Below are 15,397 nucleotides of genomic sequence, written 5' to 3' on the forward strand. Positions count from 1 at the left end.
GGCATCCGCTGCCGCCGCTATGGGCTGAAAAGGAGGGCTTATCGGTCGCTGCCGGCACCGGACGGCCGGGAGGAGCCGATTGGGAGGAAGTTGTCCGGGGCTGGCGGCGCTCCCGGCTCGTCGCGCGGGCCGGGAGCGCCTCCGGGCTCGATCAAACCACCAGCGAGAGCAGCAGGATGAACACCAGGCCGACCACGGAGAGCAGGGTCTCCATCGCGGTCCAGGTCTTGAAGGTTTCGCTGACGGTCATGTTGAAGTACTGCTTGACCATCCAGAAGCCGGCGTCGTTGACGTGGGAGAGGATCAGCGAGCCGGCACCGGTGGCGAGCACCAGCAGCTCCCGGTTGACCCCCGGCATCATCTCGATCACCGGCACCACGATGCCGGCGCCGGTGATGGTGGCGACCGTGGCCGAGCCGGTGGCGATGCGGATCAGCGCGGCGACCAGCCAGGCCAGCAGGATCGGCGAGACCTGCGCGCTCACCGCCATCTGGCCGATCACGTTGCCCACCCCGCTTGCCACCAGCATCTGTTTGAAGCCGCCGCCGGCGCCGATGATCATGACGATGGCTGCGGTCGGCGCCAGGCTTTCCTCAAGCAGCTTGAACACCCGCTTGGGCGCGAAGCCGCGGGCGTAGCCGAAGGTGTACAGCGACAGCAGCAGGGCCAGCAGCAGGGCGCTGATCGGGTGGCCGATCAGGTCCATCCAGGCGCGGACCAGGTGCCCTTCGGGCAGGGCCACGTCGGCGAAGGTCTTCAGCAGCATCAGGAACACCGGCAGCAGCACGGTGACCAGGGTCACGGAAAAGCTCGGCAGGTTGCTGGCCTCGGTCTCGTGGGCGAGCTGCTCCATCAGCTCGGGCGAGGGGGTGCCGGGCACGTGGCGGGCGATGAAGGAGGCGAACAGCGGGCCGGCGATGATGCCGGTCGGCAGGGCGACGATCAGGCCGTAGAGGATGGTCTTGCCGATGTCCGCGCCGAACACGCCGATGGCCAGCAGCGGGCCGGGGTGCGGCGGCACCAGGCCGTGGACCACCGAGAGGCCGGCGAGCAGGGGGATGCCGATCTTGATCAGCGAGACCCCGGTGCGCCGGGCGACGATGAACACCAGCGGGATCAGCAGGACGAAACCGATCTCGAAGAACAGCGGAATGCCGACCAGGAAGGCGGCGAACATCATCGCCCACTGCACGCGTTCCTTGCCGAAGGCCTGGATCAGGGTGCGGGCGATCTGATCGGCGCCGCCGGACTCGGCCATCATCTTGCCGAGCATGGTGCCCAGGGCGAGGATGATGCCGACGAAGCCGAGGACGCCACCGAAGCCTTCCTGGAAGGACTTGATGACCTTGTCCACCGGCATGCCCGAGGTCAGGCCGAGGAACAGGGCGGAAATGATCAGGGCGAGGAAGGGATGCAGCTTGAAGCGGGTGATCAGGACGATCAGACCGACGATGGCGACCAGCGCATCGAGCAGCAGCAGGGTGTTGTGGGACAGGCCCAGCATGGGAATTCTCCTATTGTCGTTGTTTTTGGGGGAGCAGTCTGAGACAGCGCTATCTTTGGAGGTTAAATAAAAAGTCGTTCAGTCAGTCTGGCGCATGCTGGCGCCACCACTGCTCGGCCGCGGCGGCCAGTTGCGGAATAGCCTGGCGCGAGGCATCCAGGACCAGGGTCAGGGGTTCGTCCACGGGCGGTTCGAGGGCGGCGAACTGGCTGTCGATCATGCTCGCCGGCATGAAGTGGCCGGGGCGCTCGGCGACGCGACGGGCGGCGACGGCGGGGCTCAGTTCGAGGAACACGAAGCCGAGCCCCGGCACGGCGCTGCGCAGGCGCTCGCGGTAGCTGCGCTTGAGCGCCGAGCAGGAGAGTACCGGGCGCTGGCCGGCGGCGATGGCGCGGTGCAGCTCGTCGCAGAGGATGCCGAGCCAGCCGCTGCGGTCCGCGTCGGTCAGCGGAATGCCGGCGCTCATCTTGCGGATGTTTTCCGCGGGGTGGAAGGCATCGCCCTCGATGGGCGTGGCGCCGTTGAGCGCGCAGATCGCCTGGCCGACGCTGGACTTGCCGCAGCCGGCGACGCCCATGATGACCAGAGCATGGATGGGTGGAAGCATAAGGCACCTCAGTATTCAGACAGCGCTATCTTTACCTGATCAGGAAAATCAGAAGCTAATAACGTTACTGATTTGTTGTCGTTAACATGGGTATGCCCCAATTATGGCTGCCTGTAGGCGATGGCGTGCAGTCATAAAAGCATATGAATGCTGCGTTGGCCATAAAGACAGCGCTATCTTATGGGCAGGCTTTTTGTTTGACAAGTAGCCCGCCAGCCCACGTGGCAAGGCGCCGGTTTGCAGGTGATGCTCAAGCGAGTCGGAGCGAATTCAAGAGATCTTGTCGGGTTTTAGGGGCGATTATCCGCCAAAGAGCATAAACCCGTTTCCGATCCAACGCTGCCCGGCAGACCAGGGCAGGCCGGCCTTGGGCTTTTTCATGGCCGCCCGCTGTGGCATTTCCCGCAGTGCGCGGCACCTTCTGCCGGAATTCCCGCAGTAGCGATGGCGCAGGCCGCGGGTGGAAGTCGCCGGCGAATCGCTCCGGCAGGGCAGGCGAGGGCGCGGCAAGGCCCGAGCCAGGGCTCTTTATGCTCTTTTCGCATGTTTTTTCTGAAAAACAAGAAGTAGTTGGCATAACCCCTGCAGTACCGGCCTTCACCCGCCAGGGCTGCACGGGGCAGCCCGGCATCCGGGCACAGGAAGCCAACCCATGAAACGCACGCTGTTCCTTCCCCTCATCGCCGCGCTCGCTGGCACCTGGCTGGGCATCGCCCCGGCCGGCGCTGCGGACAAACCGCAGGTGATCCGCTTCGGCCTGGCCACTGTCGGCAAGGGCGGCATTCCCTTCGCCTCCTCCAGCGTCACCAGCCTGGCCCACCAGCGCCAGGCCATCGAGAAGGAACTGGAGGCCGACGGCATCAAGGTCGAATGGACCTACTTCAAGGGCGCCGGTCCCGCGGTCAACGAGGCGCTGGCCAACAAGCAGCTGGACTTCGCCTGGCAGGGCGACCTGCCGGCGGTGATCGCCAAGGCCGGCGGCCTCAATACCAGATTGATCGCCGCCGACGGCCTGCTCGCCTCCAACTACCTGGTGGTGCCGGCCGACTCGCCGGCCAAGACCCTGGAAGATCTCAAGGGCAAGAAGGTGGCGCAGTTCAAGGGCACCAACCTGCAGCTGGCCACCGCGCGTACCCTCAAGCGCGCAGGCCTGAGCGACCGCGACTTCCGCACCCTCAACATGGACTTCCCCACCGCCGCGGCGGCGCTGGCCTCCAGGGACATCGACGGCGCCTGGCTGTCGTCCACCGCTTTCGAGCTGCAGAAGAACGGCGTCGGCCGGATCATCTACGACACCCGCGCGGTGGACGCCCGTCTGACCCGCCAGACCCACGTGCTGGTGGACGGCGACTTCGAGCGGCAGCATCCGCAGCTCGTCCAGAAGGTGGTCGACGGCCTGGTGAAGACTGCCGCCTGGGTATCGGCGCCGGAGAACGATAACGCGGCGTTCGAGCTGTGGGCCAAGTCCGGCACCCCGGTCGACTCGCTGCGTGCCGAGCAGGGCGACCTGACCCTGAAACGCCGCTACTCGCCGCGCCTCGACGAATTCTTCGTCGACCGCTACCGCGCCACGGTGCGCGAGTCCCGCGAGCTGGGCCTGCTGCGCGGCGATGTCGACGTCGGCGGCTGGGTCGAGCCGAAATACGTGAACGCGGCCATCGACCGGCTCGGCCTGCAGGCGCTGTGGCCGGCCTACGATGCCGACAACCGCCCGCAGGCCCGGTGAGACGCGCATGACCCCGACCGCTCCCGGCCTGGCCGACACGCGCACCCTGGCAGCCTTCATCCTGCTGGCCAGCCTGTCGGGTATCGGCGTCGGCCTGGCCAAGGTGAACTTCGCGCTCTACGCCCTCAGCCTGGAGGCCTCGCCGCTGGAGCTGGGCCTGGTGGCCGGGGCGCAGACCGCTGGCCTGCTGCTCGCCAGCCTGCCGTGCGGGATGCTGGTCGAGCAGTTCGGCCCGCTGCGCCTGTACCTGTTCGGCAGCCTGGCCGCCGGTGGCCTGTTCCAGCTCCTGCCGCTGGTCGGCCAGCCGCTGCTCCTGCTGCTGCCGACCCTGGCGATCGGGCTGTGCATGCCGTGCCGGCTGGTCTCGCTCAATGCGGTGTTCATGCAGCAGCTGGCCCAGGTCGGCGAGGCGCGTGCCGGCTGGTTCCGCGGCTCGCAGATGATCGGCATGCTGCTGCTCGCGCCGCCTTTGGCGGCGCTGTTCGCCGGCTGGCTGGGGGCGGGCGGCAGCTGGCTGCCGATCGGCCTGCTGTTCGCCCTCCCGGCGCTGCTGGCGCCGCGGGTGCTGCACATCTATCCGAGCCGCCGGCAGGGTGCCGAGCCGCTGAGCCTGGCCGCGCTGGGCCGCCAGCTCGGGGTGCTGCGCGAGCAGCCGGCGCTGCGCGACAACTGCCTACTGGAGTTCTGTGTGCAGGCGGCGGCGATGTTCTTCTCCTATTTCATCGTCGCCATCACCGTGCAGGACTACGGCTGGTCGGCCGGCGAGGCCGCCGCGCTGCTCAGCGCCCACGGGCTGGCCTACATCGTCGCGCTGTTCGGCTTCGGCCGGCTGCTCGGCGGCAGCGGCCAGGCCGGCTTCGCCGCCAGCCTGCTGCTCTGCGCCGCCGCCCTGGCGAGCCTCGGCCTGAGCGGCCGGGCGCCGCTGCTGTGGGGCGGGGCGCTCTTGCTCGGCCTGGGCCTGGGCATGCTGCAGGTCGTCACCCTGTCCGCCTATGCCCGGCACGGCGCGCAGCTCGGCCACGGGCGGATCGCCGGCCTGGCGGTGCTGGCCGGTCCGGGCGGCAGCCTCGCCGGCAGCGTGCTCGGCGGCGTGCTCGGCGAGTGGTTCGGCCTGCAGCCGCTGTTCCTGCTCTTCGTTCCGCTGTTTCTCGGTTTTCTCTTGCGGCCGTCGCCGCAGCATCCGCAACCCGCGCTCTGCGCAAGGAGGATTTCCCGATGAGCACGATTCAGGCTTCGCATCTGCTCCATCCGTTCCCGACCCGCCCCTGGCCGGGACTCGCCCGCGGCCTGCGCCGGACCGGCGCCGCAAGCGCCGCGCTGCTGCTGCCGGCGCTGCTGCTGGTCGTCTGGCAGGTCGCCGTCGAATGGCACTGGGTGTCGGCGCAGATCCTGCCGCCGCCGTCGCGGGTGCTGGAGACCTTCGGCGAGCTGTGGGCGAGCGGCGATCTGTGGTTCCAGCTGTCGATCAGCCTACAGCGGGTGCTGATCGGCTCGCTCATCGGCGGCGCCCTCGGCCTGCTGCTCGGCCTTGCCATGGGCCTGTCGCGCCAGGCCGAGGCCTATCTGCTGCCGCTGTTCCAGGCGGTCAGTCAGGTGCCGGTGCTGGCTGGATTCCGCTGCTGATGATGCTGGTCGGCATCGACGAGGCGCTGAAGTACCTGGTGATCGCCAAGGCGGTGCTGGTGCCGCTGACCCTCAACACCTTCTCCGGGATCCGCAGCATCCCGCCGAGCTACCTGGAAGTGGCCCGGGTGTACCGCCTCGGAGCGCTGCTGCGCCTGCGCCGGGTGATCCTGCCGGCGGCGCTGCCGAGCATCTTCACCGGGCTGCGCTTCGCCCTCACCAAGGGCTGGATCGCCCTGGTCACGGTGGAGCTGCTGGCTTCCAGCGAGGGTATCGGCTACCTGATGGTCGACGGCCGGCAGATGTTCCAGCTCGATCTGGTGATCGTCGCCATGCTGGTGGTCGGGCTGGTCGGCCTGGCCCTCGACCAGGGCCTGGCGCTGATCGAAACCCGCCTGCAGCGCTGGCAGCGCCAGGCCTTCTGAAGGAGCGCGCGCATGTCCGAAGCAACCCGCAAACGGCCCGATCTGCGCGGCTGGGTGGTGCCGGGCGTCCTGCTGCTGCTCTGGTGGCTGGCCACCGCGCAGGAGTGGGTGGATACCAAGCTGGTCGCCAGCCCCGCGGCGGTGCTGGAAACGGCCTGGCAGGCGGCAGCCAGCGGCGAGCTGTGGCGGAGCCTCGCCGCCAGCCTCGGCCGCAACCTGTCGGGCTTCGCCCTCGGCAGCCTGGCGGGCCTCGTCTTCGGCGGCCTGCTCGGGCTGTCGCGGCTGGCCGAGCGGCTGGCCGGGCCGACCTTCCACGCCCTCAAGCAGATCGCCCTGTTCGCCTGGATTCCGCTGCTCTCGGCCTGGTTCGGCTTCGGCGAGCCGGCCAAGGTGGCCTTCATCGCCCTGGCGGTGTTCTACCCGGTGGCGCTGAACAGTTTCGAGGGCATCCGCGCCACCCGCCACGAGCTGCTCGAAGTGGCCCGGGTGCTCGGCCTGAGCCCGGCGCAGCGGCTGTTCAAGCTGGTGCTGCCGTCCGCCGCGCCGGCGATCTTCACCGGCCTGCACCTGGGGCTGATCTACGCCTGGCTGGCCACGCTCGGCGCCGAGTACTTCTTTTCCGCCGGGCCGGGGATCGGCAACACCATGATCGACGGCCGCGAGCATTTCGAGATGGACCAGGTGATCTACGGCCTGCTGGTGGTCGGTGCCGTCGGCCTGATCCTCAACCGCCTGGCCGCCTGGATCGAGGCGCGCGCGCTGGCCTGGCGCACTGGCGGGCGCTGAGCAGTACGTAACTGGACGAAAAGGTTTTGCAATTCAATGTGATGGGAGTTTTCGATGAGAGGGACCGGTTTTCTGAGTTTGCACGGCGTGGACAAGCGCTTTCCCTTGAAGGAAGGCGAGCTGCACGTCCTCGACGACATTTCCCTGGACATCCGCCAGGGCGAGTTCGTCAGCATCGTCGGCGGCAGCGGCTGCGGCAAATCCACCCTGCTGCGCCTCTTGGTCGGCCTCGAGGAGGCCAGCGGCGGCAGCCTGCGCCTGGATGGCGTGCCGATCCGCGGCACCGATCCGGCGCGCGGCATCGTCTTCCAGGACCACCGCCTGTATCCCTGGCTGACGGTGGAGGACAACGTGCTGCTGGCGCTGGCCAACTCGCCGCTGGACAAGGCCGAGCGCCTGGCCCGGGTGCATGCGCACCTGGAGCTGGTCGGCCTGCGTCACTTCGCCAGGGCCTGGCCGGCACAGCTCTCCGGCGGCATGAGCCAGCGCGTGGCGATCGCCCGCGGACTGGTCAACCGGCCGAAGGTCCTGCTCCTCGATGAACCCTTCGGCGCCCTCGACGCGCTGACCCGTGCCCAGCTGCAGGACGAGCTGGCGCGCATCTGGCAGACCGAGGGCATCACCACCGTGCTGGTCACCCACGACGTCGACGAGGCGGTGCTGCTCGGCGACCGGGTGGTGGTGATGGAGCCGCGCCCCGGACGCATCCGGCGCATCGTTCCGGTCGACCTGCCCCATCCCAGGCACCGCGACCATCCGCAGCTCGCCGAGCTGCGCAGCGACATCCTGCAGGACTTCACCCGCCGCCAGGCCATCGCCTGACGCCGCGGGTTTCCTCCAAGCCGACACCTTCACGGGGGTCGGTCGCGACAGCCCATTCGACGACGAAACGTTTTCCCGGCCGACCCGACCATTACACGCTTCCGGAGTCGAAGCATGAGAACGTCCATTCTGGCCATGGCCACGGTGGCGGGCGTCGTGGGTCTGCCATGCGCATCCGCCGCAGGTTTCATCGATGACAGCAAGGCCACCCTCGGCCTGCGCAACTTCTATTTCAACCAGGATTACCGCAGCGGCGAGGCGGCGCCCTCGAAGGCCGAGGAGTGGGGGCAGGGCTTCCTCCTCAACCTCCAGTCCGGCTACACCCAGGGGCCGGTCGGCTTCGGCCTCGACGCCCTCGGCCTGCTCGGCGTCAAGCTGGACTCCGGCGGGCGCACCGACAAGGCCGGGCGCAGCCGCAACCCCGGCCAGCTGTTCCCCCTCGACCACGACAACAGCGCGGTCGACCACTTCGAGTCTGTCGGCCTGACCGGCAAGCTGCGCATCTCCAAGACCGAGGCGCGCATCGGCACCCTGCAGCCTCGCCTGCCGGTGGTGGTGTTCAACGACGGCCGCCTGCTGCCGCAGACCTTCGAGGGCGGGCAGATCACCTCCGCCGAGTTCGCCAACCTGACGCTGATCGGCGGGATGCTGGAGCACGCCAAGGGACGCGCCTCCACCGACCGCCAGGCGCTCAGCGTGCCCGGCAACCGGACCCGGCGCAGCAACAAGTTCTACTACGGCGGTGCTGATTATCGAATCGGCAAGAACCTGCTGCTGCAGTACTACTACGCGACCCTGGAGGACTTCTACGAGCAGCACTTCTTCGGCCTGACCCATACCCTGGCGCTGCCGGTCGGCAGCCTGACCAGCGACCTGCGCTACTTCCACAGCGAGCCGGACGGCGACAACGCCAGCGCCGCCGGCCGCGCCGACGGCTACACCATCGGCGACGCGCGGCTGGCCAACGATCCGGAGAAGGGCGAGGTGGACAGCCGGCTGTGGAGCGCGCTGTTCACCTACCGCCTCGGCGGCCATGCGCTCGGCCTCGGCTACCAGCAGAACGAGGGCGACAGCGAGCTGCCTTATCTCAACCAGAGCGATGGTGCGACCAGCTACACCATCGCCACCCGCCAGATCGGCGGCTTCAGCCGCGCCGGCGAGCGCGTGCTGGGCGCGACCTACAGCTACGACTTCGCCACCCTCGGCCTGCCCGGCCTGAGCGCCCGGGTGATCTACAACAAGGCTTGGCATATCGACGTCGCCGGCCGCTCGCGCAGCGACCGGGAATGGGAGCGCGACCTGCGCTTGGACTACGTGGTGCAGAGTGGCCCGCTCAAGGGCCTGGGCATCGCCTGGGCCAATGCCTCGCTGCGCAGCCACGTGGCCAGCCAGCGCGACATCGACGAGAACCGGCTGATCCTCCTGTACAGCATTTCGCTGCGCTGAGCGGCGGGCCCGCGCCGGTCGGGCTCTTGCCGAGTCGGAGGGAGCCATCGAACGACGGGGATGATCGTGCCCACGCTTCTGCGTGGGCATGGTGCAGACCTGAAATGGCTGGGCTTCAGGCCGTCCCTCCGGACGTGCCGAAGGGCAGGGGGATCAGTCGTTCTCGCTCCACAGGTACTGATCGATTTCCTGCATCAGGTAGGCGTTGCTCTTGATGTTGCGCGCCACCGATTCGGCTTCTTCCTGGGTATAGCCGTTCAGGGTGAAGCTGGTCCGGCCCACCGGCTCGGCTTCGTAGAACAGGCGCACCTCCAGCAGCCAGGTGTCGGCACGGTGCGGATCGGACAGCAGGCGCAGATAGGCCTTGAGCTTCCTCTCCAGCGGGACGATCAGATTGAACACTTCCGTCGCTGCAGGCGATGACTTCACCTCACCCATTGGTTTCCCCTTGTCACGGCAAGGCCGCCGGGGCACCGGGCCTTGCGCTTCATGATGTGCTTCCGTCCATGCCCGGCGGGCTGCCCGGCTTGTCGTTGCCGTCCGACGAGCGGTTTGGCAACATGCCGGCACCCCATCGAGCCGCTTCGGTGGGGTCGACGGATGCCGGGCCGAGCCGCCGGTCGGGCCGCATTAGAGCAGATCGTCATTTGCCTTGATACCGCGTGAAACGCTCGGTTTTTGCAACCGGTTTTGAGTCAGGCTGTTTCGACGGCGGCGGGAGATACGGAGCGCGAGCATGAATATCTGGGCGCTGGACAAACATCAGGATATCCGTCACGTGCTGTTGCTGCTGCAGGAGCAACTGGGGCCGGAGGCCTTCGGCATCGATGCCGCGACCTCGCTGGACCCGCGGGCGGTCTACCTGCTGCACCGCGAGGAGCCCGGCGTGCGCGCCTGGCTCTACACGCTCGGACAGAGTGCGGACCGCTACGGCGTGCACCTGGAATATCCGAACAGCACCGATACCCACGAGAACGTGCCGCTGGCCGAGCTGGTGGCGATGCTCGCCGTGCATTTCGACGTGCCGACCATCCGGCCGTTGCCCTGATTTCCCGCCGGCAGCTTGTCTATCCACCATGCTTTGGCGATTCGCCGACCGAAGGCCGGATTGCCGTTGTTCCGCCGATACGGGATGGCCGCTACAGTGTCGTACGCATGGCCGGTCGGTCCGCAGTGGGTCATGCGGGAAAGGCCATGCCGATTGGCACGAATCCTTGTACTTGCGCATCCGTTATAAGGGAAACAGCATGAAGGTCAGCGCCCGCAACGTGCTCGAGGGCACCGTCAGCGCTTTGAAGGAGGGCGTTCTCAACGCCGAAGTGGATGTCACCCTGGAGGGCGGCGACAGGCTGGTGGCCGTGGTTTCTCTGGAAGGCGCCAAGTCGCTGGGACTGGCCACCGGCACGAAGGTGGTGGCCATGGTCAAGGCGCCCTGGGTCATGCTGGCGATCGACGGCAACAGCCACCACCTGTCCGCGCGCAACATCCTGGCCGGCACCGTCGAGTCGGTCGAGGCGGGCACGGTCAATGTCGAAGTCACTCTGGCCCTGCCGGGCGGCACCCGGATCACCTCCGTGGTGACCAAGGAGGCCGCCGCCGAGCTGGGCCTGAAAGTGGGGGCCAAGGCCAGCGCGGTGATCAAGGCGTCCAGCGTGATCCTCGGCGTTCCGGCCTGAGTCCGGCGTCTCGCCCGCCGCTCGCGGCGGGTGGGACGCAACGCGCTACGCGCTTCCCAGCCGCTCGGCCAGCCAGGGCAGCACCTGCTCGCAGGGCCGTTCGATCTTCAGGTTCAGCAAGGCTTCGGCACGCATCGCGCCCTGGTTGATGGCTGCCAGCGGCTTGCCCTGCTCGGCGATCGAGCGGCACAGCCGGAAGCTCGAATAGGTCATCACCGTCGAGCCGACGACCAGCAGCGCCGCGGCCCGCGCGATGCTCGACGAGGCCGCCTCGGTCTGCTCCGCCGGCACGCCCTCGCCGTAGAACACCACGTCCGGCTTGAGCAGGTCGCTGCCACAGCAGGGGCACCAGGGGATGCGGAATTCTTCCAGATACGCCTCCGCCAGCCGGGCGTCGCCGTCCGGGGCGAGGGCCGCCTCGACGCCCTGCAGGTAGGCGTTCTCCTCCTCCAGCACGCTCTGCACCTCGCTGCGCCGCAGCCGCTTGCCGCAGTCCAGGCAGCGCACCCGGTGCAGGTTGCCGTGCAGTTCGATCACCTCCTCGCTGCCGGCCTGCTGATGCAGCCCGTCCACGTTCTGGGTGATCAGGCCGGCGATCCGCCGTCCGGCCGCCAGTCCGGCCAGGGCCCGGTGCGCCGCGTTCGGCTGCGCCTGGCGCATCTTCGGCCAGCCGATCATGCTGCGTGCCCAGTAGCGCTTGCGCGCCGCGATCGAGCCGGTGAACTCCTGGTAGGTCATCGGCGCCCGGCCGTGGCGGACGCCGTCCTTGTCGCGATAGGCCGGAATGCCGGAGGGCGTGCTGATACCCGCCCCGGTCAGCACCAGCAGCGGCTGCCGGGCCATGAGTTCGCCCAGCTCCAGCAGGGCGGCGGGGGATCGAAGTCGTGCGGCATGGACGTCTCCATATCTGTGGGTTCGGTGCGGGCGGGCGGCCGGTCAAGCGGCATCTCGGCGGAGGGCGCGACGGAAAAGCCGAGCATAAGACAGTGCGGATTCGGCTGTGGTACAGCATCGTTATCCCTCAGGTTATCCACAAATTTTTCTCCGTTTACAGTTGACAGGCCTAGGCTTGTAGTACCTTCGGGTCGGCTGATTATCGCCCGCCGGTCTACTGGAAATGGCTTGATATTTCAGGTGGTTATGTGCTGGCATGGGGCTTTGTCAGGGGATTGGTCAAAAAACGATCAGCGGCCTGCAAGCCAGATTTCATCGGCTCTGCATCGACTCATACCTGACTTATCCACACTACAATCCACACCTTCTGTGAGCAAACATGCAGCCAGCGGCCCGGATGTCCGGATGCCATGCCGGCGGCCGGACTGCGCCAATCCTCCTGCGGTCTTCGATCTTCTGGTGCCCATATTCGAGAATCATCGGCATCTGCGGGCTTGCATGCATGGGGATGCCCGAGTGAGCGAGGGTATCGCCAGGCGGAATCATCCGCAGCGGTGCCACGCCGACCGGCATGGTTGGCTGCATTGGCGGCCGGCGGAGAGGCGAGGGCGCCGCCGCTTGGGCGTTTTCAACGCTCGGTTAGCGGAGGGGCCGGGGCCGTTCTAAGATTGCCCGGCGAGCCGAGTAATTCGTCGATCCAAGGAGAAACCATGAAGCTTTACTACACCCCGGGGGCCTGCTCACTGGTTCCGCATATCGTCCTTTGCGAGCTGGGCCTGCCCTACGAACTGGAGAAGGTGGATCTGAAGAGTCATACCCTCGAGGGTGGGGGGATTACTACAACGTCAATCCCAAGGGCTATGTGCCGACCCTGCAGCTGAACGACGGCCAGCGGCTCACCGAAAGCGGGGCCATCGCCCTGTTCCTTGCCGAGAAGCTGCCCGAGGCCGGCCTGCTGCCGGCCAACGGTTCCCTGGAGCGTTTTCGCGTCCACGAGTGGCTGTTCTTCATCGGCAGCGAACTGCACAAGGAAATCGGCCAGCTGTTCAATCCGCAGCTCACGCCGGAGTGGAAGAAGGCTGCGCTGGCCGCCATCGAACGGCGCCTGGCCTACGTCGACAAGACGCTCACCGGCCAGGACTATCTGACCGGCGTGCGCTTCTCCGTGGCGGACGCCTATCTGTTCACCGTGCTGAGCTGGACCAAGCCGCTGGACATCGACCTTTCCCCCTGGCCGGCCCTGCGTGCCTTCCACGACCGCGTAGCGGCGCGGCCCGCCGTGCAGAAGGCGATGCAGGCGGAAGGGTTGCTCTAGTCCGGCCGGTTCGATGAGCCGGCTCCGGCGCCATGGGCAAAAGCCGGCAGGCCGAAGGGCCCTGCCGGCACCCGATTCGCCCTTTTCTCTTTTCGGTCCTCGGCGCCGGCCGGGGGCCTACCAGCGATAGCTGAGCGTGCCGATGGCCGTGCGTTCGTCGCCGTAGCGACAGGCGTTGGCGCAGTACAGGTAGCGCTTGTTGGTCAGGTTCTGCACCTTGGCGGTCATCTGCCAGTGGTCGTCGAACTCGTAGCCGAGCAGTGCGTCGACCAGGGTATAGGCCGGAATGTTGCGGTCGCTGACGCTCGCCGAGGTGCGCGTGGTGCCGTTGTAGCGGGCGCCGGCGCCGATCTTCAGCTTCGGCAGGCCGAACCTGGCCAGGCGATAGTCCAGCCACAGGGAGGCGCTGTGATAGGGGATGCCCTCGATGCGCGAGCCTTCGAGCACTGGATCGTTGTCGGCGATGATGTGGGCATCGGTATAGGCGTAGGAGGCGCTCAGGTTCAACAGGGGCGTCAGGCCGGCCTTGAGTTCCAGTTCGAGGCCTTTGCTGCGTTCCTTGCCGGTCTGCTCGTCGAAGTCGGAGCCGGGAATCGAGCTGACCACGTTCTCCTGGGTCAGCCGGTAGACGGCCGCGCTGAGCATCAGGTCGCGGCCGGGCGGCTGGTAGCGCAGGCCGATCTCGTACTGTTCGCCCTCGGTGGGTTCGAAGCTGCGGCCTGCGCTGTCGACGCCGTCGGTGGGCAGGAACGACTGGCTGTAGCTGATGTAGGGCGCCAGGCCGTTATCGGCGAGGTAGACCATGCCGATGCGGCCGGACAGCTCCTGGTCGCTCTTGGTGCTGCGGCTCCGGTCGCGATAGTTGCGGGTGTGGCTGCTGGCCCAGTCCTGACGCAGGCCGAGCACGAATACCCAGCGTTCGGCGAATTTGGCCTGTTCCTGCAGGTAGAAGCCGGCCTGCCGGCTGTGCAGGTCGGAACCCCGGTCGATGCTGGTGTTGACCGTGGGCAGATTGCCGTACCTCGGGTTGGCCAGGTCCAGCGAGGGCGCATTGCCGCTCCAGCGATGGCTGTCGTAGGTCTTGTAGTAGTAATCGAGGCCGGCGACCAGGGTGTGCTGCCAGCGGCTGCTGTCGAACGACCATTGCAGGCTGCTGTCGCTGGCCCAGCCGGTGGCGATGTCCTCGCGCGAGTTGTAGCTGCGGGTCAGGGTGGAGAGGTTCGCGCCGGTGACCCGGCTGCTGTTCAGGCTGATGTAGTCGTAGTCGCTTTCGGAGTGGAAGTAGCGCAGGGCATGGCGCAGTTCGAGGCCGTCGTCGAGCCGGTGTTCGAAGAGGTAGCCGAGGGTGCCCATGTCGCCCGAATAGTCGTCGAAGCTCGGCTCGCCGGCGAACAGGTCGTAGGGGATCTTGCGGCCGGGCGTCGCGCTGTATTTGGTGACGTTGTAGTTCATCGCCGGGTCAGGGTCGTGCGGGTTTCCTGATAGGTGGCGAGCAGGGTCAGGCGGGTATCGTCGTCGATGTGCCAGGTGAGGGCCGGGGCGAAGAAGCGCCTGTCGTCGTCGATCGAGGTGTACTGCGTTTCGCTGTCGCGCCAGAGGGCGGTCAGCCGGTAGGTGAAGCGTCCCGACTCGTCGAGCGGACCGCCGTGGTCGGTGGAGATCTGGCGGCGCTGGTAGTTGCCGTATTCGACGTTGATTTCGTGCAGCGGATCGTCGGTGGGGCGTTTGCTCACGGTATTCACCAGGCCGCCGGGAGACAGCTGGCCGTAGAGCACCGAGGAGGCGCCCTTGAGCACCTCGACCCGCTCCAGTCCATAAGGCTCCTGGCCGCCCTCGAACTGGGAGCTCTGCAATTTCAGGCCGTCGCGCAGCACGCCGCCGGTGCGCGGGCCGATGTCGAAGCCGCGCAGGCGATAGTCATCCGCCACGCGGCTGTAGCCGTTCGGCTGGGTGACCACGCCGGAGGTGTACTGCAGCGTGTCGGCGAGGCTGTCGTGCCGGCGGGTCTGCATCTCTTCGCGGGTGATCACCGAGATGGCCTGGGGCGTTTCGCGCAGGGCCGTGTCCGTCTTGGTCGCCGTGGCGCTGCGCCGGGCCACCAGGCCGTAGGCCGGCCCCCGGGCGTCCTCCTGCCAGGAGTCGCTCACCAGAAAGGACGAGAGTTCCAGGGCAGCGCCGCTGTCGGGCAGGGCCTCGATGTTCAGGGTGCCGCTTTCGGTGACGCGCAACCGCAGGTTACGCCCCTGCAGCAGCCGCTCGATCGCCTGCTCGACGGTGAAGTCCCCGTGCAGGGCCTCGGCCTGCTCCCCGCGCATTAGCGCGGGATCGAAGAGAATGCCGCGGGCGCTCTGCCGGGCGATGGCGGTCAGGCTGTTTTCCAGGGGGCCGGCCGGCACGTCGAAGGCCAGGGCCTGCTGCTGCGTGGTGGCCGGGTCCGTGGCCAGGGCCGGCGGGGCGAGGCAGGCCAGCAGCAACGACAGGGACACCGGCGACAGGGGAAAGGACAAACGGCGAGACATGACGGCTCCGCTGAACAGGCAAGGAATACCGTTCATGTGCAACGAGGCTCCGGA

General features: G+C 67.5%; 15 protein-coding genes and 1 pseudogene. 10 read left to right on the forward strand and 6 right to left on the reverse strand.

Annotation, left to right across the window (positions count from 1 at the left end):
* Positions 1-151: 151 nt before the first annotated feature.
* Together Atro_RS00430 and Atro_RS00435 are read right to left on the reverse strand one after the other, a co-directional pair.
* On the reverse strand, positions 152-1,504 hold the full coding sequence (locus tag Atro_RS00430) for a GntP family permease (RefSeq protein ID WP_497925930.1): 1,353 nt from the start codon (positions 1,502-1,504) through the stop codon (positions 152-154).
* 82 nt (positions 1,505-1,586) lie between these two features.
* Positions 1,587-2,111, reverse strand: a complete 525-nt coding sequence (locus Atro_RS00435; protein ID WP_497925932.1) for a gluconokinase — start codon at positions 2,109-2,111, stop codon at positions 1,587-1,589.
* Positions 2,112-2,763: 652 nt separating this feature from the next.
* Here Atro_RS00435 and Atro_RS00440 point away from each other — a divergent pair.
* The 7 genes from Atro_RS00440 to Atro_RS00470 all read left to right on the forward strand — a co-directional run bounded on the left by Atro_RS00440 (position 2,764) and on the right by Atro_RS00470 (position 8,939).
* Complete coding sequence (locus Atro_RS00440; RefSeq protein ID WP_497925934.1) at positions 2,764-3,837, forward strand: PhnD/SsuA/transferrin family substrate-binding protein; 1,074 nt, start codon at positions 2,764-2,766, stop codon at positions 3,835-3,837.
* Positions 3,838-3,844: 7 nt separating this feature from the next.
* Positions 3,845-5,056 (forward strand): MFS transporter, encoded by a 1,212-nt coding sequence (locus tag Atro_RS00445; RefSeq protein ID WP_497925936.1) that lies wholly within the window; start codon positions 3,845-3,847, stop codon positions 5,054-5,056.
* Positions 5,053-5,460 (forward strand): ABC transporter permease family protein, encoded by a 408-nt coding sequence (locus tag Atro_RS00450; protein WP_497925938.1) that lies wholly within the window; start codon positions 5,053-5,055, stop codon positions 5,458-5,460. The genes Atro_RS00445 and Atro_RS00450 overlap by 4 nt, the downstream gene beginning before the upstream one ends.
* Entirely contained in the window at positions 5,460-5,885 is a 426-nt protein-coding gene (locus Atro_RS00455; RefSeq protein WP_497925940.1) for an ABC transporter permease, read from the forward strand. Before Atro_RS00450 ends, Atro_RS00455 begins: the two co-directional genes overlap by 1 nt.
* 12 nt (positions 5,886-5,897) lie before the next feature.
* Positions 5,898-6,671: an ABC transporter permease gene (locus tag Atro_RS00460; RefSeq protein WP_497925942.1), complete on the forward strand. Its 774-nt coding sequence runs from the start codon at positions 5,898-5,900 to the stop codon at positions 6,669-6,671.
* 54 nt (positions 6,672-6,725) lie between these two features.
* A complete protein-coding gene (locus tag Atro_RS00465; RefSeq protein WP_497925944.1) occupies positions 6,726-7,493 on the forward strand; it encodes an ABC transporter ATP-binding protein in 768 nt (255 codons plus the stop codon).
* 114 nt (positions 7,494-7,607) lie between these two features.
* Positions 7,608-8,939, forward strand: a complete 1,332-nt coding sequence (locus tag Atro_RS00470) for an OprD family porin (RefSeq protein WP_497925946.1) — start codon at positions 7,608-7,610, stop codon at positions 8,937-8,939.
* A 153-nt stretch (positions 8,940-9,092) separates the two neighbouring features.
* Here Atro_RS00470 and Atro_RS00475 read toward each other — a convergent pair whose 3' ends face one another.
* The gene (locus Atro_RS00475; protein ID WP_497925948.1) at positions 9,093-9,377 is read right to left on the reverse strand and encodes a hypothetical protein; all 285 of its coding nucleotides are present in this window, start codon (positions 9,375-9,377) and stop codon (positions 9,093-9,095) included.
* A 298-nt stretch (positions 9,378-9,675) separates the two neighbouring features.
* Between Atro_RS00475 and Atro_RS00480 the strand changes: the two genes are divergently transcribed.
* Entirely contained in the window at positions 9,676-9,987 is a 312-nt protein-coding gene (locus Atro_RS00480) for a hypothetical protein (RefSeq protein ID WP_497925950.1), read from the forward strand.
* Positions 9,988-10,186: 199 nt separating this feature from the next.
* Complete coding sequence (locus tag Atro_RS00485) at positions 10,187-10,615, forward strand: TOBE domain-containing protein (protein WP_497925952.1); 429 nt, start codon at positions 10,187-10,189, stop codon at positions 10,613-10,615.
* 45 nt (positions 10,616-10,660) lie between these two features.
* Here Atro_RS00485 and Atro_RS00490 read toward each other — a convergent pair whose 3' ends face one another.
* Positions 10,661-11,458 (reverse strand): NAD-dependent protein deacetylase, encoded by a 798-nt coding sequence (locus Atro_RS00490; RefSeq protein WP_497925954.1) that lies wholly within the window; start codon positions 11,456-11,458, stop codon positions 10,661-10,663.
* Positions 11,459-12,219: 761 nt separating this feature from the next.
* Here Atro_RS00490 and gstA point away from each other — a divergent pair.
* Positions 12,220-12,824, forward strand: a pseudogene (gene gstA / locus Atro_RS00495) (glutathione transferase GstA).
* A 117-nt stretch (positions 12,825-12,941) separates the two neighbouring features.
* Here the strand turns inward: gstA and Atro_RS00500 are convergent.
* On the reverse strand, positions 12,942-14,276 hold the full coding sequence (locus Atro_RS00500; protein WP_497925956.1) for a TonB-dependent siderophore receptor: 1,335 nt from the start codon (positions 14,274-14,276) through the stop codon (positions 12,942-12,944).
* Positions 14,273-15,343 carry a TonB-dependent siderophore receptor gene (locus Atro_RS00505; RefSeq protein WP_497925958.1) on the reverse strand — a complete coding sequence of 357 codons (1,071 nt, stop codon included), beginning with the start codon at positions 15,341-15,343 and terminating at the stop codon, positions 14,273-14,275. The genes Atro_RS00500 and Atro_RS00505 overlap by 4 nt, the downstream gene beginning before the upstream one ends.
* Positions 15,344-15,397: the final 54 nt, after the last annotated feature.

This window comes from Azotobacter tropicalis, from assembly GCF_059739045.1.

Excerpts from the sequence above, each read along its gene's own strand:
- Atro_RS00430 (WP_497925930.1), bottom strand. The coding sequence starts at position 1,504 with ATGCTGGGCCTGTCCCACAACACCCTGCTGCTGCTCGATGCGCTGGTC.
- Atro_RS00435 (WP_497925932.1), bottom strand. The coding sequence starts at position 2,111 with ATGCTTCCACCCATCCATGCTCTGGTCATCATGGGCGTCGCCGGCTGC.
- Atro_RS00440 (WP_497925934.1), top strand. The coding sequence starts at position 2,764 with ATGAAACGCACGCTGTTCCTTCCCCTCATCGCCGCGCTCGCTGGCACC.
- Atro_RS00445 (WP_497925936.1), top strand. The coding sequence starts at position 3,845 with ATGACCCCGACCGCTCCCGGCCTGGCCGACACGCGCACCCTGGCAGCC.
- Atro_RS00450 (WP_497925938.1), top strand. The coding sequence starts at position 5,053 with ATGAGCACGATTCAGGCTTCGCATCTGCTCCATCCGTTCCCGACCCGC.
- Atro_RS00455 (WP_497925940.1), top strand. The coding sequence starts at position 5,460 with ATGATGCTGGTCGGCATCGACGAGGCGCTGAAGTACCTGGTGATCGCC.
- Atro_RS00460 (WP_497925942.1), top strand. The coding sequence starts at position 5,898 with ATGTCCGAAGCAACCCGCAAACGGCCCGATCTGCGCGGCTGGGTGGTG.
- Atro_RS00465 (WP_497925944.1), top strand. The coding sequence starts at position 6,726 with ATGAGAGGGACCGGTTTTCTGAGTTTGCACGGCGTGGACAAGCGCTTT.
- Atro_RS00470 (WP_497925946.1), top strand. The coding sequence starts at position 7,608 with ATGAGAACGTCCATTCTGGCCATGGCCACGGTGGCGGGCGTCGTGGGT.
- Atro_RS00475 (WP_497925948.1), bottom strand. The coding sequence starts at position 9,377 with ATGGGTGAGGTGAAGTCATCGCCTGCAGCGACGGAAGTGTTCAATCTG.
- Atro_RS00480 (WP_497925950.1), top strand. The coding sequence starts at position 9,676 with ATGAATATCTGGGCGCTGGACAAACATCAGGATATCCGTCACGTGCTG.
- Atro_RS00485 (WP_497925952.1), top strand. The coding sequence starts at position 10,187 with ATGAAGGTCAGCGCCCGCAACGTGCTCGAGGGCACCGTCAGCGCTTTG.
- Atro_RS00490 (WP_497925954.1), bottom strand. The coding sequence starts at position 11,458 with ATGGCCCGGCAGCCGCTGCTGGTGCTGACCGGGGCGGGTATCAGCACG.
- Atro_RS00500 (WP_497925956.1), bottom strand. The coding sequence starts at position 14,276 with ATGAACTACAACGTCACCAAATACAGCGCGACGCCCGGCCGCAAGATC.
- Atro_RS00505 (WP_497925958.1), bottom strand. The coding sequence starts at position 15,343 with ATGTCTCGCCGTTTGTCCTTTCCCCTGTCGCCGGTGTCCCTGTCGTTG.